At 52.8% G+C, this 17562-nt stretch carries 13 protein-coding genes (1 of these 13 cut by a window edge); 3 read left to right on the top strand and 10 right to left on the bottom strand.

The genetic code is table 11. The annotated features are described in order from the left end of the window. Positions 1-15: 15 nt before the first annotated feature. Genes M0G74_RS10015 through M0G74_RS10025 form a run of 3 tightly spaced genes read right to left on the bottom strand, consistent with a single transcriptional unit; the run spans position 16 to position 2982 of the window. The gene (locus tag M0G74_RS10015; protein ID WP_248216442.1) at positions 16-1068 is read right to left on the bottom strand and encodes a phosphotransferase; all 1053 of its coding nucleotides are present in this window, start codon (positions 1066-1068) and stop codon (positions 16-18) included. Beyond that, positions 1069-2283 (bottom strand): acyl-CoA dehydrogenase family protein, encoded by a 1215-nt coding sequence (locus M0G74_RS10020; RefSeq protein WP_248216443.1) that lies wholly within the window; start codon positions 2281-2283, stop codon positions 1069-1071. Between the two features lie 27 nt (positions 2284-2310). Continuing rightward, complete coding sequence (locus tag M0G74_RS10025; RefSeq protein WP_248216444.1) at positions 2311-2982, bottom strand: histidine phosphatase family protein; 672 nt, start codon at positions 2980-2982, stop codon at positions 2311-2313. A gap of 196 nt (positions 2983-3178) precedes the next feature. Here M0G74_RS10025 and M0G74_RS10030 point away from each other — a divergent pair, with 196 nt between their 5' ends. The 3 genes from M0G74_RS10030 to M0G74_RS10040 all read left to right on the top strand — a co-directional run bounded on the left by M0G74_RS10030 (position 3179) and on the right by M0G74_RS10040 (position 8908). Further along, positions 3179-4069: a LysR family transcriptional regulator gene (locus tag M0G74_RS10030; protein ID WP_248216445.1), complete on the top strand. Its 891-nt coding sequence runs from the start codon at positions 3179-3181 to the stop codon at positions 4067-4069. Positions 4070-4297: 228 nt separating this feature from the next. Beyond that, entirely contained in the window at positions 4298-6328 is a 2031-nt protein-coding gene (locus tag M0G74_RS10035; protein WP_248216705.1) for an NADPH-dependent 2,4-dienoyl-CoA reductase, read from the top strand. 243 nt (positions 6329-6571) lie between these two features. Next, positions 6572-8908 carry a hypothetical protein gene (locus M0G74_RS10040; RefSeq protein ID WP_248216446.1) on the top strand — a complete coding sequence of 779 codons (2337 nt, stop codon included), beginning with the start codon at positions 6572-6574 and terminating at the stop codon, positions 8906-8908. A gap of 25 nt (positions 8909-8933) precedes the next feature. Here the strand turns inward: M0G74_RS10040 and M0G74_RS10045 are convergent, their stop codons facing one another. The 7 genes from M0G74_RS10045 to M0G74_RS10075 form a co-directional block, all read right to left on the bottom strand. After that, the gene (locus tag M0G74_RS10045; RefSeq protein WP_248216447.1) at positions 8934-10049 is read right to left on the bottom strand and encodes a serine hydrolase; all 1116 of its coding nucleotides are present in this window, start codon (positions 10047-10049) and stop codon (positions 8934-8936) included. A gap of 123 nt (positions 10050-10172) precedes the next feature. Continuing rightward, a complete protein-coding gene (locus tag M0G74_RS10050; RefSeq protein ID WP_248216448.1) occupies positions 10173-11177 on the bottom strand; it encodes a hypothetical protein in 1005 nt (334 codons plus the stop codon). Between the two features lie 122 nt (positions 11178-11299). Next, positions 11300-13408: a CapA family protein gene (locus tag M0G74_RS10055; RefSeq protein WP_248216449.1), complete on the bottom strand. Its 2109-nt coding sequence runs from the start codon at positions 13406-13408 to the stop codon at positions 11300-11302. 29 nt (positions 13409-13437) lie between these two features. Beyond that, positions 13438-13650: a hypothetical protein gene (locus M0G74_RS10060; RefSeq protein WP_160154035.1), complete on the bottom strand. Its 213-nt coding sequence runs from the start codon at positions 13648-13650 to the stop codon at positions 13438-13440. 137 nt (positions 13651-13787) lie between these two features. After that, positions 13788-15080: an HlyD family type I secretion periplasmic adaptor subunit gene (locus M0G74_RS10065; RefSeq protein ID WP_248216450.1), complete on the bottom strand. Its 1293-nt coding sequence runs from the start codon at positions 15078-15080 to the stop codon at positions 13788-13790. After that, positions 15080-17314 carry a type I secretion system permease/ATPase gene (locus M0G74_RS10070; RefSeq protein ID WP_348983710.1) on the bottom strand — a complete coding sequence of 745 codons (2235 nt, stop codon included), beginning with the start codon at positions 17312-17314 and terminating at the stop codon, positions 15080-15082. The genes M0G74_RS10065 and M0G74_RS10070 overlap by 1 nt, the downstream gene beginning before the upstream one ends. Before the next feature lie 47 nt (positions 17315-17361). After that, a protein-coding gene (locus M0G74_RS10075) for a TolC family outer membrane protein (protein ID WP_248216452.1) crosses the window boundary here: on the bottom strand, positions 17362-17562 show its final stretch. Its footprint extends 1038 nt past the window's final position; the window shows 201 of its 1239 coding nt (coding positions 1039-1239); the start codon falls outside the window, past its right edge; its stop codon occupies positions 17362-17364.

Consider the following 17562-nt stretch of genomic DNA (forward strand, 5'->3'; position numbering starts at 1 on the left):
TGTTTATGTAGACGTTTAATTCGATTCTTTTTCGATGACATCCAGGGCCAACATCGCCAGTGGCCCCACAAAGGCCCCGAGTTTGGCCGCATCTTTACTGGATGCATTGCCATCATGGGCGCGCTTGGCGACGCCCTGGATAATGGCGGCGAGGCGGAAAAAGCTGAACGCGAGATAGAACGCCCAATTATCAATACGGTCTATTCCCATCCGCTCGCAGTAGCGCGCCACGTATTCCTGCTCACTCGGGATTCCCAGGCTGCGGCGATCTACTCCCATCAATCCGGAAATATTGCCGCTATCTGCGGGCATACGCAGCTGCATGCACTGGTAAGCGAGATCTGCAAATGGATGCCCCAGGGTGGAAAGCTCCCAATCCAACACCGCGATCGCACGCGACTCTGTCGGGTGAAACATGATGTTGTCGAGACGGTAATCACCGTGCACCAGGGATACGCGGCCATCGTCTTCCGGCAGATTCTCACCCAACCACAAGATCAACTGATCCATGGCCGTGATCGCCTGCAGCTCCGAAGCCCGATACTGTCCCTGCCAGCGCTCGAACTGGCGTTCGAAATAGTTGCCCGGGCGCCCGTAATCGGTAAGCCCGGCCGCGTCCAGATCCACACTGTGCAATGCGGCCAGTACCCGGTTCATTTCTTCGTAAAAGGCACTCCGCTCACCGTTATTCAATTCCGGTAGCGCTGCATCCCAGAAAATCCGCCCCTCGCAATACTCCATCAAATAGAACATGGAGCCGATCACTTCGCGGTCTTCGCACAGGTGCAGCACTTTGGGTACCGGTACATCGCTGCCGGCCAGTGCCTGCATCACACGATATTCCCGGTCTACCGCGTGTGCAGACTTCAGCAATTTTCCCGGCGGCTGGCGGCGCAGCACGTAAGTGCCCGCGCTGGTTTCCACTTTGAAAGTGGGGTTGGACTGGCCACCGGAGAATTTGCTCGCGCGTACCTCGCCGTCAAACCCGGCCACTTTGCCATTCAGGTAGCGGGAGAGTTTTTCTGTATCCAGCAGGTTTACATGAGAGGGACTATCTACTGCCGACATTCAGCCCTCCTCCGCAGCGTAGGCCGCCGCCAGGTTGCGCCCCAGTTGCATCATATGCACCTGGTCCGGGCCATCCGCGAGACGGATAGTGCGCGCGTAACTGTAGGCGCGGGCCAGGTGGAAATCCTGGCCGAGGCCGGCGGCACCGTGAATCTGGATGGCGCGGTCGATGACATTACACGCCATTTGCGGTGCGACAATTTTGATCATCGCAATCAGGTCTCGCGCGGCTTTATTACCATGGCGATCCATCTGGTCCGCGGCCTTGAGCGTCAGCAGACGTGCCTGCTCGATTTCACAGGCGGACCTGGCGATGTCCTCGCGCACGGAGCCCTGTTTGATCATCGGGCGGCCAAAGACCACCCGATTTTCCGCCCGCGCCGACATCATTTCCAGCGCGCGCTGGGCTTGGCCAATCAGGCGCATACAGTGGTGGATGCGACCCGGGCCGAGGCGGCCCTGGGCAATTTCAAATCCGCGACCCTCGCCGAGAATCAGGTTGTCTTTCGGTACCCGGACATTGTCGAAAATAATTTCCGCGTGGCCTTCCGGCGCGTCGTCATAACCAAATACGGTCATTGGGCGGACGACCTTTACTCCCGGCGTGTTCATCGGTACCAGAATCTGAGATTGCTGGCGGTAGCGGTCTTCACTGTCCGGTGCCGTCTTGCCCATCACGATCAGGATTTCGCAGCGCTTGTTTAGGGCACCACTGATATAAAACTTGTGGCCGTTGATAACGTAGTCATCACCATCGCGCACGATTTCGGTTTCAATATTGGTGGCATCGCTGGAGGCCACTTTGGGCTCGGTCATGGCGAAGGCAGAGCGGATCTCGCCTTCCAGCAGAGGCTTCAACCAGCGCTCTTGTTGCTCCGGTGACCCGTACTGGGTCAACACTTCCATATTGCCGGTATCCGGCGCGCTACAATTGAAGACCTCGGAAGAAAAGCCGACTCGCCCCATCTCTTCGGCCAGCGGTGCGTATTCGAGATTGGAGAGGCCGGCGCCCCATTTGGTGTCCGGCAAAAACAGATTCCACAGGCCGGCATCCTTGGCCTTGCGCTTGAGGGTTTCCATGATCGGCGGCTCGCCCCAGCGATCCTGTTCGAGCTGCTCGTAGTAGGTCTGCTCGACAGGAATGACCTCTTCCGCCATAAACTGTTTCAGGCGTGAGAGCAGGTCCTGTACCTTCGGGGAATATTCAAAATTCATGTTGCTTTCCCGTTTTATTATCTTGCGTTAACTGTAGGTAATGAATTCGCGGCGCTTGGTATTATCCAGGTGCGGAACGTGATTGAAGCTGTGCAGACTGACACCGCTGCGGCCGGCAAAGAAATGACTGACTGCGGTGTTTTTTATCTGCATGTTCAGCTGCGTCACGCTGTGGGACGGCGCCCCCAGTATCTGCCGCACCATCATGGCAATGGCGCCACCGGAACTCACCACCAGGGTTTTTCCACCCTTGGCACCGGCGGCCAGTACGCCCAACACTTCTTCAATGCGCTGCTCGAACTGCTGCCAACTTTCCGCGCCAGCAATTTCGCCCGCGGACCAGGCGTGCATGGCCATTTTCAGAAACCGGTAATAATCCGCTCGTGTGGCGCCGGTTTGCGGGGCTGCCTGCGGATTTTTTTCACCGTAGGCGGTCATCACCCGCTTGAAGTCAAATTCATTCAGCTGCGGCAGCTCTTCCACACGGTGGCGATCCAGTCCCAGGCCTTCGCGAATACCCTGGGCGGTTTCCCGATGGCGCTGCAGATCGCCGCTGACGATATGGTCGAACTGCGCCGCCTCCTGCGCCCAGTGCTCCCCTAACCAGCGTGCCTGCTGCCAGCCGAGCTCTGACAGCTGGTCGTAGTTGTCACTGCCAAATGACGCCTGCCCGTGGCGCACAACGAATATTTCTGGCACGGCCTCTCTCCCGTTGACGGCACAGTAAACGATGCCGGAAAGGTTTCGAATTACGTCGCGGGTTATTCACTCGCGCCCTTTGCTGGGAGATAAAGCTAGCGATTCCGTGTGGATCATCAAAGTTTATTATGTAAATATCCAAACATTCACAGCAGTGATACCAATCGGGGGGACCCGGATCAGGAGCGACGTGACCGTGCAGTTACAACAGATCGACATGAATCTCTTCCCGGTACTCGATGCCATCTACAACACCCGCAACCTGACCCGCGCTGCCGAGCGCCTGCACATCACCCAACCCGCGGTGAGCAATGCCCTGGCCCGCTTGCGCCGGGCTATGGACGATCAGCTGTTTATCCGCACACCCAACGGTATGAGCCCCACGCCCCTGACCGAAGGCATCATGCCCAAGGTGCAGCAGGCGTTGGCGTTACTGGGGAGCAGTGTGACGGAGCACCACCGGTTTGAACCCGCCAGCGCGCAGAAGACCCTGCGGGTTTCCATGAACGATATGGCGGAGACACTGGTATTACCGCGGTTGCTGGAGCATTTACAGCAGGTGGCGCCGGGGATCAGTGTGGAGTCTTACTATGTGCCGCGGGATCAGCTGGTGAAGGAGCTGGCGGCCAACAGCCTGGATTTTGCGCTGGATGTGCCGATGGTTTCCGCCACCCAGCTGAACCAGCACCGCCTCTCGGCGGACCGCTACCAGTGTATGTTGCGCCCGGACCACCCCCTGGCCGGGGAAACCAGCCTGACACTGGAGCAGTATCTGGAGCTGGAGCATATCCATGTCTCCAGCCGTCGCAGCGGCCCGGGTATCGCGGATATGGCCCTTAACAAGCTGGGACGCCGGCGCAAGGTGAAGTTGCGGGTGCAGCATTACCGGGTGGCGCCACTGGTGGTGCTGAAGACGGATCTGGCGCTGACGGTACCGGTAAGTCTGGCACGACAGTACCCGGCGAAGTGTTTCGAACTACCCTTTCAGATTCCCCAGATGGACTGGCACCTGCTGTGGCACCGCAGCCAGGATGAGGAAGGGGCCAATCGGTGGTTGCGGGAGCAAGTGCTCAACTTGTTTGGTTGAAGCGGGCTTTGTAACGGGGCCGCTACCGGGTAAGGGTATCGCCACCTTCTCGTCAGCTCCGGCGCACTGAAAGCCAGAGGAATCGGTCGAATTGGTCACTGCAGGTTCCTTCGGGCAATTGCTATCCTTGGACAACGATATGCAACTTTTTGCATATGAGATTGCATACAAGACGCATTATCAGGCCCCGTCGGCACACAAGAGTCGGACAGAAAGAGAATGACCACCATGACACACGCCTACCCCAACCTCCTGGCCCCACTGGATCTGGGCTTTACCACCCTCAAGAACCGCGTTCTGATGGGCTCCATGCACACCAATCTGGAAGAGCATCCTGGCGGTTTTGACCGTTTGGCCGCGTTTTACGGCGAGCGTGCCAAAGGTGGCGTGGGCCTGATCGTCACCGGTGGTATTGCGCCGAACGAGGAAGGCGGGGTTTTTCAGGGGTCGTCGAAGATGACTACTGCAGAAGAAGCTCTGGAGCACCGTGCAATTACGGATGCGGTGCACAAGGAGGGCGGTAAGATCTGCATGCAGATACTGCACGCTGGTCGCTACGCCTATAACCCAGCTCTGGTCGCCCCCTCGGCCATTCAGGCGCCCATCAACCCGTTTACTCCAAAAGAGCTGAGCGACGCGGAAGTCGAGCAACAGATCGATGACTATGTGCGCTGCGCCACCCTGGCCCGCGAGGCCGGTTACGACGGTGTCGAGGTCATGGGCTCCGAGGGTTATTTCATCAACCAGTTCATTGTCTCCCGTACCAACCACCGGGAAGACCGCTGGGGCGGCAGTTTTGAAAACCGCACCCGCCTGCCAATTGAAATCGTGCGCCGCATCCGCGAAGCGGTGGGCGAGGACTTCATCATCATTTATCGCCTGTCGATGCTGGACCTGGTAGAGGGCGGTAGCGACTTTGACGAAGTTGTCGCCCTCGGCCAGGCGATCGAAAAGGCCGGCGCCACCATCATCAATACCGGTATCGGCTGGCACGAAGCACGGGTGCCCACCATCGCCACCAGTGTCCCACGCGCGGCGTTTGCGGATATCACCGCCAAGGTCAAACAGCACCTGAGCGTGCCGGTCATTACCAGTAACCGTATCAATATGCCCCAGGTGGGCGAAGACGTACTGGCGGCAGGCAAGGCCGACATGGTGTCCATGGCGCGCCCGTTTCTGGCAGATGCGGAGTTCGTCAACAAGGCCGCAGAAAACCGCGCAGATGAAATCAATACCTGTATCGGCTGTAACCAGGCGTGCCTGGACCACACCTTCGAGCTCAAACTCACTTCCTGTCTGGTGAACCCGCGCGCCTGTCATGAGACGGAACTGAACTACCTGCCGGTATCAGCGACCAAGAAAATTGCAGTTGTCGGTGCTGGCCCCGCCGGCCTCGCCGCCTCTACCGTCGCCGCAGAACGCGGCCATCAGGTGACCCTGTTTGAAGCCGGCGACAAGGTGGGCGGCCAGTTCAATATCGCCAAGCAAATTCCGGGCAAGGCAGAGTTTGAAGAGACCCTGCGCTACTTCAAGCGCAAGCTGGAACTCACTGGCGTGGAAGTACGCCTGAATACCACAGCGACAGAAGAGAACCTCGCGGATTTCGATGAGGTAATCATTGCTACCGGAATTTCTCCGCGCACCCCGCCCATCGAGGGTATCGAGCACGCCAAGGTACTCACCTACCTGGATGTGCTGAAACACAAGAAACCCGTTGGTAAAACCGTGGCCATCATCGGTGCTGGAGGCATTGGCTTCGACGTAGCCGAGTACCTCACCCACAGCGATGACCACGCCAGCGAATTGATCGCCAGTAGCAAGCAGGAGTTCTTCGATGAGTGGGGGGTTGATATTGCCCTGGAACACCGCGCGGGACTCAAGCCGCAACAGGCGGTCACCAGCCCGCGCCAGATATTCCTGCTACAGCGTAAAGCCTCCAAAGTGGGCGCTGGTCTCGGCAAAACCACCGGCTGGATTCACCGCACCAGCCTGAAGCACCGCAAGGTCCAGAACCTGGCGGGAGTGACCTACGAGAAGATCGACGACCAGGGCCTGCACATCCGCCTGGGCGACGAGCAGAAGCTGCTGGAAGTGGACAATGTGATCATCTGTGCCGGTCAGGAGCCACTGCGCGCTCTCCACGACCAGCTTCAGGCACGCGGTCAATCCAGTCACTTGATCGGTGGCGCCTTCGAGGCGGCAGAGCTGGACGCCAAACGCGCGATTGACCAGGGATCACGCCTGGCGGCAGAACTGTAAATAGACCGGGTATCACTCCGGCCTAACACCCAAGTCAGTGTTCACGGGTGGCTCTTCACGGGCCACCCATGGCGCAGATTCCCCCGCTGCTAGCCCACCATAACCCCATCACAGATCTATACTCTTTGGTACGGAATCGCCTGCCAGGGAAGTGCGTCGATACCTCGTTTTCCAGCGTTTTCACGCCACATCCCCGCCTTCCCTGCACGTCACAATAATGACCGACAGGAAAGCTCTAGCGCCATGGCCAACTCCAACCCGCTGTCTGATCTATTTTCGCGCGCGCGTCCCATGGTGGAACGGGAACTGCAAAACCTGACGCCGCCCTATACTCTGTTTTTTTCCGTCAGCGACGGTAAACAGCGTGCAAAGGTATGCCACGCGAGTGGACAAGACCTGCGCGCCCTGTGGCTGAAACTTGCTAATCAGTCCCGAAAATTACTGACCGGCGCAAAAATACAAGGCCAGTGGTTGCGGATCGACTGGGTCACCGACAGCGAGCCCATGAACTGGGCAGCGTTGCTCGAGCGATTCAAAAATACCAAGCGCGGATACTTCCGCTACGGACTCGCCCTCGACAGCCAACGGAAAGTCGCCTTCCTCGAACAGGAATTGAATGGCAACGCCATGCTCTATGGTGGCAGCACTGTTGCCCATGTTGTGGTCAATGAGAGTCAGTTTCGCAGTTACACCGACCGTCGATTCGGCCCCAATACACCACTAAATTTTACGGAAGAAGCCACGGTGGAGGTACTGCACACAAAAGGCATTTTCCTCGATAGAAAAACGAATCCACAGCTACTCTACGGACCCGGGCGAAATGCAGGACGTCGTGTCATCGAGGCACTGGATGAGCCGACAGCCTTCCACCTGGTAGACACCAGCAGCCGCTACCTGGCTTCTCAAGTACTGAAGAATGGGCGTTTCGAGTACGGCTGGCACTGCTGTTTCGACCGCGCCATTGGCACCTACAACACCCTGCGCCACGCAAGCTCCACCTACGCCATGGCCGAAGGCTGGGAAGTGACCCGTGACGAACCCACCAAACGCGCTATCGATCGGGCACTCGCACACCTCACAGAAAAGCTGATCAAAAAGGTGCAACTCCCCTCCGGCGAGGAAGCCGCTTTCCTGGTGGAGGCCAACGGTGAAATAAAACTCGGAGGTAACGCCGTCTGTCTGTTGGCACTGGTGAAATATTGCGAGCTCACCGGCAGCAACAAATACGATGGGTTGATGGAGCAACTGGCGCTCGGCATCCGCTTTATGCAGGATCAGGCGAGTGGAAAATTTGTACACGTCCTGCAGTACCCGGAGCTCACTCTGAAAGAGGAGTTCCGGATCATCTATTACGATGGCGAAGCCGCGTTCGGCCTGATGCGGCTGTACGGACTGACAAAGGATGAGCGTTGGCTAAACATTGTTGAGAAAGCCTTCGAGTACTTTATTACCAACAACCATTGGCAAGCGCACGACCACTGGCTGAGCTACTGTGTCAACGAGCTGACTCTGTACAGACCTTCGGCGCGCTATTACCAGTTTGGCATTCAGAATGTGGTGGGCCATCTGGATTTCATCATTGAACGTATCACCACCTTCCCTACTCTGCTGGAGTTGATGATGGCCGCAGAGCGGATGGTCAGCCGTCTGCGCCAAGAAAAGGCATTTTCCTATCTTCTGAATCAGCTGGACCTACCAAAATTCTACCGAGCACTACACACGCGGGCCATGTATCTACTCAACGGCTACTTCTGGCCCGAGTATGCCATGTACTTTAAAAACCCGGAAAAAATTGTCGGCAGCTTTTATATTCGCCACCACGCCTTTCGGGTACGCATTGACGATGTGGAGCACTACCTGTCTGGATTTGTGGCCTACAGGAAGTACCTTCTAGAAAATGAACAAAAAATATCGAAGAGTGAAGGTAAAAATCTCCCATACATTGAAAGCGAAACAAATGAAATAATGTTTGCAAAAGTAAAGGATTTACATGTTGATATAAAAAAATTACAACAACAATTTAACGATAACATTTCCAATGAACCATCGACACCTTATCGGGATAACAACATTGAATATATCGGCTGGGCAGTAACCAGCAGAGACGGGTCACTAAATGACGGTGTCAGGCGCATATCATCGAATGACAAAAACAACAAGCGCGGAAAAGAAAAAACCAAAATTTGCAATGGATATCTCAATGAAGTTTTACAATCGCTAAAAAGCAAGAACCTACAACCTTACCGTGCGAGAATAATGCAACTGAAAAGTAACGGTAAAGAAATGCCATTTCACGTGGATGAGAAGAAAGAGGCCTGGAGATTACACATTCCAATCAACACCAACCCAGAATCCTATTTTGAGTGGCGCAGAAAAGATGGAAGCATAGAGCGCGTACACTTGCCGGCTGACGGCTCAGCATGGCTGGTCAGGGTGGACGTAGAGCACAGGGCAACCAATTTAGACCCCGACAACACAAATCGGGTGCACCTCTTGATGGGACTTATCGAACCACCAAAGCTCGAACAGATCAAACCTCTCTTATTGGTGAATAAAGAAGAGCCTGTCGAAATGCCATAATACTTGCACCCGACCTACTGAAATTTTATTGGACCTTTCTACACACAGAAATTTCAGTGCATGACCTATCCGGATGTGCCCGAAGAAGCAAACCATTGATGCGGCGCAACTGTTTGCCATCCACTCTTTTTCCTGAAGATCTGTCCACCAGATGAACGAGCACTAGATCGTAATCCGGAAATACGTAAATTCGTTGGCCACCATTCCCCGCAGCATAGTAACCATAATCTTTCACGTGCCACATATAACCATATCCAAAGCGAGGATCGCTATTATTCCAAGCATGAGATACGCGAGTACTGTCTATGATCCAACGCTTAGATACAACGGTATCTTCAAGCCAATCACCGCCTCTCAAATAAAGCAACCCTATTCGAGCCAAATCGAGAGCTGACATCTTGAAAAGATACGCGGGGTGCTGAGACTTTTCGAGTTCATAACGGTATTCAGTATCTTTTACCGAAAAGTATTCCATACCTAAAGAATCAGCAACTCTAGCTTCAAAAGCCTCAAAAAAATCTTGCGGACTACTCCGATTGAATACTGTCACCAGCGCATTAAAGTCCCAATTATTGTAATACCATCTTTCGCCTGGCTTTGCAGAGCTACGCTTAGGCCGCCTCTCACGCATCCTAGGGGTCTCAAAAGCGGCGGGGTGATACACACCGGAACGCGAAGTCAGTAAATGTTCAACCGATGCCGACCTCTCTGAAGCAGTCAGCGCTGGTTTATCTTCTATTCCCAGGTCCTCAATAGTTTGAGTAATTCTCAGTCGGCCGGCGTCAACTTCAGTACCAATCAAGAGACTCATTAGACTTTTTCTAATGGAATACAACTGATATTTACTGCTTATTTCACCGAAGCTGTAGATAATGATACCGCGATGTACAATCAAGGCGGCATCGGTACCTATTTGTTTGTGTATATTCCGGATCTCTGCAAGGTGTGCACCATTCCACCCGGCCAAACCTGGATCGCGCAGCTGCTGCCAGCGCTCTCCAGGATAATAGTGCTTAGCCGCATCATAGTTTTCTAACCATTCAGTCGCCGCGCCGGATGCAGTATCGGCATAGGATGCTAACGAAAGTAGCGTAAGGATCGGTCCCGTAATGAAAAACTTCGCCGCCCAACATCTAATCAATCGAAGAGACCTCCAATAATCGCCAACACAAACCAATTTCACAGCATTTTAAAACAATCCGGATAAAAATCACTTATGTTGCCTAGATAATCAAAGCGGCTATATTTATCCGATACGCATGATCTATCCGATACGCATGCGACGCATCACCGACTCCACAACCAGTTTGCTTACGTCAATCGGCTCTCCAAAGTCAGGGTACTGATGACCACTAAGACCTGGACGCGTGTTAGCCTCCAATACAATGTAATTTTCGTCTGAGGGTTTAATCGCATGATCTCTTGCGAGAATATCTACGCCGCAAATGTCCAATCCCGGAATGGCAAGCGCGATCGATTCAGCGATCCGAATCATTTCAGGGTGTACTTGACTCGTGATATTCTGAGCATCACCACCGGTAGAAATACCAGCCTTCCAGTCCAATATAACCTTCTCACCAAAAGCCGGCACACTATCGAGACTAAAACCCAGACCAGCTAGTAGATTCTTTCGGTGTTCATCGATTATTGCTTCAGTGTTGCGCCTGCTGGGATTCAGCTTCAACAGCAATTCGTTGCGCCTGTCATTAAGCTCCTGTATAGAGCTTACGCCATCACCTGTCACAGACGGAGGCATCCTAGAATGCACCGCGACACACTCTCCATCGATCACGCAGTATCTGGCCTCGACACCATTTTCAAAACACTGCTCCACCAAGATCTGTGAATGCGTAGCCGCCAGGGCAGATCGCCAGGCATCATCAAAATTTTCAGTGGTTACCCCGACGGATACACCACGCCCCTTATTTCCATCAGCCGGCTTTATTACCGCAAGTCCCAGCTCCTTTACCTTTTCTAGCGCGGCAGAACGGTCTTGCGAACTGAATGCCGCACCAACCGCGGTATTTACACGAATTCGCTCAAACAACGACCTTGCTACACGCTTGTCTTTGAGCATCCTGTAAGCGAGAAGAGAGGTATTCGTGGTTTCTGTCTCAAGCATGTGGCAGACCCTACCGTTATACTCAACCTCGAGAAGACGGCCAATTCGCTTTACAGAACAACCCTTGCTCTTGAAGTACTTACGGAACAGTTGTGCTTGTGAAAGATAGTCACCCGCTGGAAATTCGTTTCTTACTAGCTCCGTCATATGCATTCACCTTCCGGAATACGCTTCGACTATTCGATATCCGATACAAACTAATTTAAAAAAAGCATCAATTTTCAATTAAATACGTTTAATTCACATGCACTTCATAGCGATCAATTAATTCAGGTTAAATCGATCGCACAAAAATATCCGTATTGGTCTTTCGAAAAAGATATATCAGCCAATTCCTGTTCGCGGGAGGCGGCCAATAGGTACTCGATCACTGACCGAAACTCGCTCTCCTCAACAAAGTCCGGCAAATAATTCGTCTTGAGATTGTTCGATTGTATTGGGTATAACTTGAGTTGCACGCTTTCGCCCAGCTCCTTTGGCACGCAAAGCTGTGAAATTAGCCCATAGGGCAGCACATCACTTCGCGAGAAACGCCCCGGAGAATTGAAAACAAAGTTTCCAAGACTGTAACAAACCCAAACATCGCGACACCGGGAAACCTCCTGCAATGCATGGGATCCATGCCCCAAAATCAAATTGGCGCCAGCCTCTACAATTTTCTCGGCTATCCGTCGCTGCTTGTCTTTTACATGGGCATAGTTACTCCCCCAATGAGGAAATGCCACGATGAATGCCTTGGGATATTGCGCTCTAAGTGAACTTATCTGATCAAATGCTTTCTGGCTTGACCAGCAATTGACACCCGGATTTTCGGCAGTTGCGTAATAGCCCCATTCAACATGATTAGCCCTGTACTCGAAACCACCAACGAATATGATGTGTTCCAACTGCGAGTCGTCGTCCGGGTATATATGTTGTACTGCCAATGCCTCTTCCGGGCTTCTTCCGGCGCCAAAGCGACCGATTCCCGCTCGATCAAGGTATTCCAGCGTGTCTACGAGGCCATATTCGCCGAAATCCATCGTATGGTTATTCGATAGGCATACCGCATCCACCGAAAGATCGCTCAGCACGGTTATCGTTTCATCGGGATCAGTCCAATCTAAGTAGGGCTTAATCCCAGACAAACATGACTCTCTTTGCTGGGTCATGCTAACTTCCAGGTTCAAGACACAATAATTTGAATCCGCGAGCATTCTTCTGAAATTTGTGAAGCTATATGCGTGCCCATGATCGGCAAGAATATTACTTTTTCCCTTAAGTGCTTGGCGCTCTTGATAGCTATCTCCTGGATTGGTATCACCACAAATAGTTAACACATACTTATTACTCGAGTAGCCACCACTGGCAGAATCAACCTCAACCTTACAACCAAGCTTTTCTGCTGGCGCCATTCTCGCGTAGTGCAAGAAAGACGAAATATTATGCTGTATATAGTCGATTCTAACTTCCCTATCCCTGCGATCACCACCACCCCGAACGAAGCTGCCATCTTCCAGAAAGAAGTTCATTTGCTCAACTAGGTTCGCCTCGACTCTTTCTCTCGCTGCTCGAACAAGTTCGCCATCATGGTTGCTTTCGTGATCCATTCGCAGAAAGGCGAGTAAACCTTCAGAGCGACAGGCGGTAGGAGTACTTCGGCCCCAATGAATATACTTGGGGTCGAAAATGATCTCGTGAGCAATTTTGGCGGCATGATGATAAATGTGCGGGGAGTCATCATGGCGCTGAAGCTTCTCCAATGAATAGAGCATCCAGTGAGAATGCTCCTTTACCCCATAATCCTGTTTCGCCAATTCCGCTTCAACCGACTTCACCTCATTCAAAATTTCAGCATTTCCCGTCAATTCATAACAGGAAATTAATGCCAGTAATGCTTCTCCCACGTAGTACTCAGAAGTGAAATCCGAAATTTTTCCCGATTTATAATATCGCTTGTGTACGAAGTCTCCATGCTCACGCCTCTGATCAAGCATAAAATGACAGAGCCTTTCTGCAACAGCGAACAAAAAATTGTCACCTGTCAGCCTATGGACTTCTAGTAGTGCAAGCGCAGACAGTGCATTTCCGCCGAGCTTTATCTTATTGTCTTCACAGATGCATGCTCCCCGCGCATCCTTGTAAAATCGAAGATACTCGTCAAGCAGAAACGCAGTGGCTCGTTCTGCCGAGGTGAGTAACGCCGAATCCCGAGTCGTACAGTAAACATCCAGCATTGCCCAGATCGTTCCAGCATGGCGAAGTACGTTATAACCAGTCCGATCTCTATCTGACTCTGAGTCGTAACGGTACCGGAGTCGACCATCCTTTCCGGTAAGTGCTGCCAAGCGCAATGCACCAGATTGAGCGACAGCGAGAGCATCAAAATTGGCCGTCATGAAATGAGCCACCTATAAACAGTGAAGCTTCAGCGCTTTGGTTCTATGAGCGAGAGAATTACGCTGGTACGATCGTCTGGATTGGGCATCCCGGCAGGGTTGAACCAGCGATCTAGCAAAAGATAGGGCCCCTTATCTCCTTCCATTACCGCGCCAACATTTTGCCAGCGCGTTTTTTGCCGACCTTCACGATCAGAGTAGGTCCCGAGTGGTATTTCTACATCATAAATTTTTCTAGCCATCGATTATTCCTTTTTACTAAGCAAGGCCGTTTTACAAATCACAATTATAGAGAAGCCTCGATAAGGACTGCGTCAAATATTCCACCAGCCCAAAGGACAACGCAAAGGACCTGATCGATGGCCAACCAAAATATTACTTAACGTTCGCGCAAAGCCTCACCGGCCTGATTAAAAGGTTTTACCAGATAGTCAAATACGGTTTTCGAACCAGTGCGAACATCCACGGTAGCTACCATCCCTGGCACAATGGGAAACTGTTTACCTGCACGATTGATGAGGGCATCAGATTCCGTCAAAATCATCACGTGATAGAAGTACTCACCAGGTTGAGTTTCATCCTGGATGGTGTCAGGTGAAATTGTTGTGACCTTGCCATCCAGCCCTCCATAGACCGAATATTCATACGCAGTAATTTTTACTTTGGCTTCTTGTCCAGGGTGAATAAATGCAATGTCTCTCGGGGAAATTTTTGCTTCAATCAGCAGACGATCATCCAGAGGGACTATCTCCATCAAACGGCCATTGGGCGGCAGCACACCACCGATCGTCGTTATTTCAATATCCTTGACAATACCGCGTACCGGTGATTTCAGAGTAAGCCTTGTCAGGGAATCCGCACGCCCCTCAATGACCGAGCGCAGCGCTTCTACTTCCGAGCTCACGGAGGCAAGCTCTTCACGTGCGCGCACCATATACTCGGAGCGTACATCCTTGATTTTCAGATCCAGCTCGGACTTCTGACGACTGAGACGTAGTACTTCGACATTACTCGCCGCTCCGGAGTTCACAAGAGATCGGGTAATTGATAGCTCTCTTTGTACCAGCTCCCTCGCTTCTTCAAGACTGCTTAGAGAATCCTGCAGGCCCTTACGACGGGTCTGGTACAGCTTGCGTTCTTTTGCCAGCAGCTCTTCGTATTTATCAAGTGTCGTGGGAAACTCAAGAGCGGTGCCGTTCACTTCTGCACTCAAACGCGCGACACTGGCTAACGCCGCCCGATACCGCGCTTCGCTCTCTTCCACATTGGAGCGTATTTTAGTGGGATCCAGTTGGGCGATGATCTGCCCGCGCTCAACAATATCCCCTTCTGACACATTGAGACGCGCCAAAATACCACCTTCAAGAGATTGAATAATCTGTGCGCGCGAAGTGGGAACAACCTTTCCAGCCCCCTTTGAAACCTCATCTACCTTGGCGAAGTAAGACCAGGCGATAAAGCACACCAGCAGCATGAAGAAAATCCAGATAACACGTCTCGACTTGGTCAGCTCACTGTCGTCCGAGTCCTCACTGTAGTAGGCTCCAGCATTGTGAAAATCTGCTTCCAGAATAGCCACGTTAGCCGCGACTTTCGGTGCACGCGCTCTCCGAGAGATGGCCGATTCCTGAAGGGCCAAGAGATTATTCCGATGCTGCTGTGAATCTGCCATTAGTTCACCCGTTCATCTTTACTGACATCCCGCGCGGACGCCGCTGCCTGACCGACACTCTCGCCCGCACTCTCGCCCGCACTCTCGCTAGTACCCGTGTTGGCCCTGGAGCTGGCTTGCGCCAGTTTCTCTAGCGCTATGTTCTTGGGTTCATCCAGAATCAGCTTTCCGTTCTCAACCACCAGAATACGGTCCGCCAGCTGCAGAGTACTGCTGCGATGGGTGGCTACGATCAGTGTTCTCCCTGTCGCCCAGCGCTTTAGCTTTCCGATAAATCGTTTTTCTGTGAGGTCATCCAGGGATGCGGTCGGCTCGTCCAGCAGAATGATCTGGGGGTTGCGGATAAATAGACGAGCCAGCATCAGTGATTGTCGCTGACCACCGGACAATCCCAGGCCGCCTTCCAATATCAGGTGATCCATACCTTTCGGTAGCTTGCGTACAAATTCCATCGCACCAGACATATCCAACGCGGCAATAATTTCCCGATCGGTAGCACCGGGCGCGCCCAACGTTACGTTTTCACGTAAGGTACCGTGAAAGAGATTGGCATTCTGGGTGAGTAAGCCGATGTCCCGGCGTGTATCCGCGGGATCGATATGCTCCATACTCACCCCGTCCAGGGTGATCTCTCCCTCACTAGCCTCCATAAATCCAGACAGGGCCTGCAGCAACGTTGACTTGCCCGCACCATTACGGCCGAGTACTGCAATCTTTTCCCCTGCGCGGATGTCCAGGGATTCCACCTGCAGCGCGGGCGATCCATCGCATCCAGCGTACTTGAACGCGGTTTGTCGGAGCTGGTAGTTACCATCAATGGAGGACAGATGTACCCGGCGTCGTCCCTCGGGGTGATCAACAGGCAGCTGCATTATCTGATCCAACCCCTTTAGAGCATATTTAGCCTGCTGCCAGCGACTCAGAACCTGCGTGATCTGCGACATTGGCGCCATCATTCGGGAACCAAGAATGGAGGCAGCCACCAATGCACCAGTTGTCATATCCCCAGCCATCACCATCGGGGCGCCAAACAATACAATCAGTGCGAATACCGATGACTGCACGTTGTGTGTCCAGGTTACAAGCCGACCGATCAGGCCACGAAGACGCAAATTGGACTCCGCAGTAACGGCGTTGTAGTGATTCCATTGCTGCTGGAAGCGCTGTTCTGCCTGAAGTGTCTTGATATCTTCCATACCTTGTATTGTTTCCACCAGCATCGCATTGCGCAGCGAGGACTCGCGGATGGACTCCCCGGCTAATCGCGCCAGTTTTTGCTGGGCAAGCAGTCCCGGGATAATCAGTGCAGCAAGCGCACCCAGCGGTACCAGAGCCAAGGGTCCGGCGATGTACCACATAACAAACAGGAAGAGAAAAAAGAATGGTAGATCTGCCAGGGCCAGAATGGTGCTGGAAGTTACCATTTCCCGCACACGTTCCAGCTCGCGGATCTGGGATATAAATGCGCCAGTCGACTTCGGACGTGCACTGTTACGCAAGCGAACCGCGTGCCCATATACGAGGTCAGATACGCGAATGTCTGCGCGCTTGCCTAGTAGATCGGTCACCCGAATGCGATTAATACGCATGAAAAAATCAAACAGCACCGCAATCATGACACCACTGAACAGTACATAGAGCGTCGGCAATGACTCTGCGGGAATTACCCGATCATAGACCTGCTTTGAAAATAAGATGCCGGCGAGGGCGAGAATATTTGCAACGACAGTGGCGATCATCACATGGCCATAAGGCCTGAGATCTCGCAGGATGATGGAGCGGAACCAGTGCTTTTGTTGTGGTTTTACGTAGTCATCAACCCGCGCATCCGCCACATTATGCGCAGGGCGTAAAATGACCGCGGAAGTCACATGGCGGACCAGTATCTCCGCCTTAACCTGCGATGCAGCACCTCGATCGCCGCTGAAAGATACTGATAACAAACCTTTATTATCCGTGGTTTCGATTACACCGATTTGACCGTCGCGAAGTTGCACCACAATCGGCAACCGCCAGGGACTCAGCATATCCGGTTCAAAATCACAGAATTTTGCGACCAGGCCAGCCTGACGGGCCATACTGCGCACCACATTTTCTACCGGCTCATCCCCTCCCCTGTCGGAAGCAATACGGGCATTTTCCTCAGAAAACTCAAGCCGGTAGAATTTTGCCACGGTTACAATGGCGCTCAGCCACAGCTTGTATTCTCGAGGCTCAGTTGGATCACCTTGAATAGGTTGTTTCTGTCCTTGTGGCGCAGATGTTTGCTGATCGGTTTCTATCATGGCAGCACTTCGACGCCCTGAATGGCGCGCCCCTCCAGGTCAAACGCGTTACGGATTTGCCCTACGGTATAAAGACAGTCAACGTGTAACCGATAAAGGTCATACTGAGTGTTACTTTTCTCGACGCGCGCTTGCTGAACTTCTTCTTCAGAGTTCAATAACTCCACCAATGTGCGCGTACCCAGAGCCGAATACTG

Origin of the sequence: Microbulbifer sp. CAU 1566, from assembly GCF_023156515.1 — a bacterium.
Lineage (GTDB): Bacteria > Pseudomonadota > Gammaproteobacteria > Pseudomonadales > Cellvibrionaceae > Microbulbifer.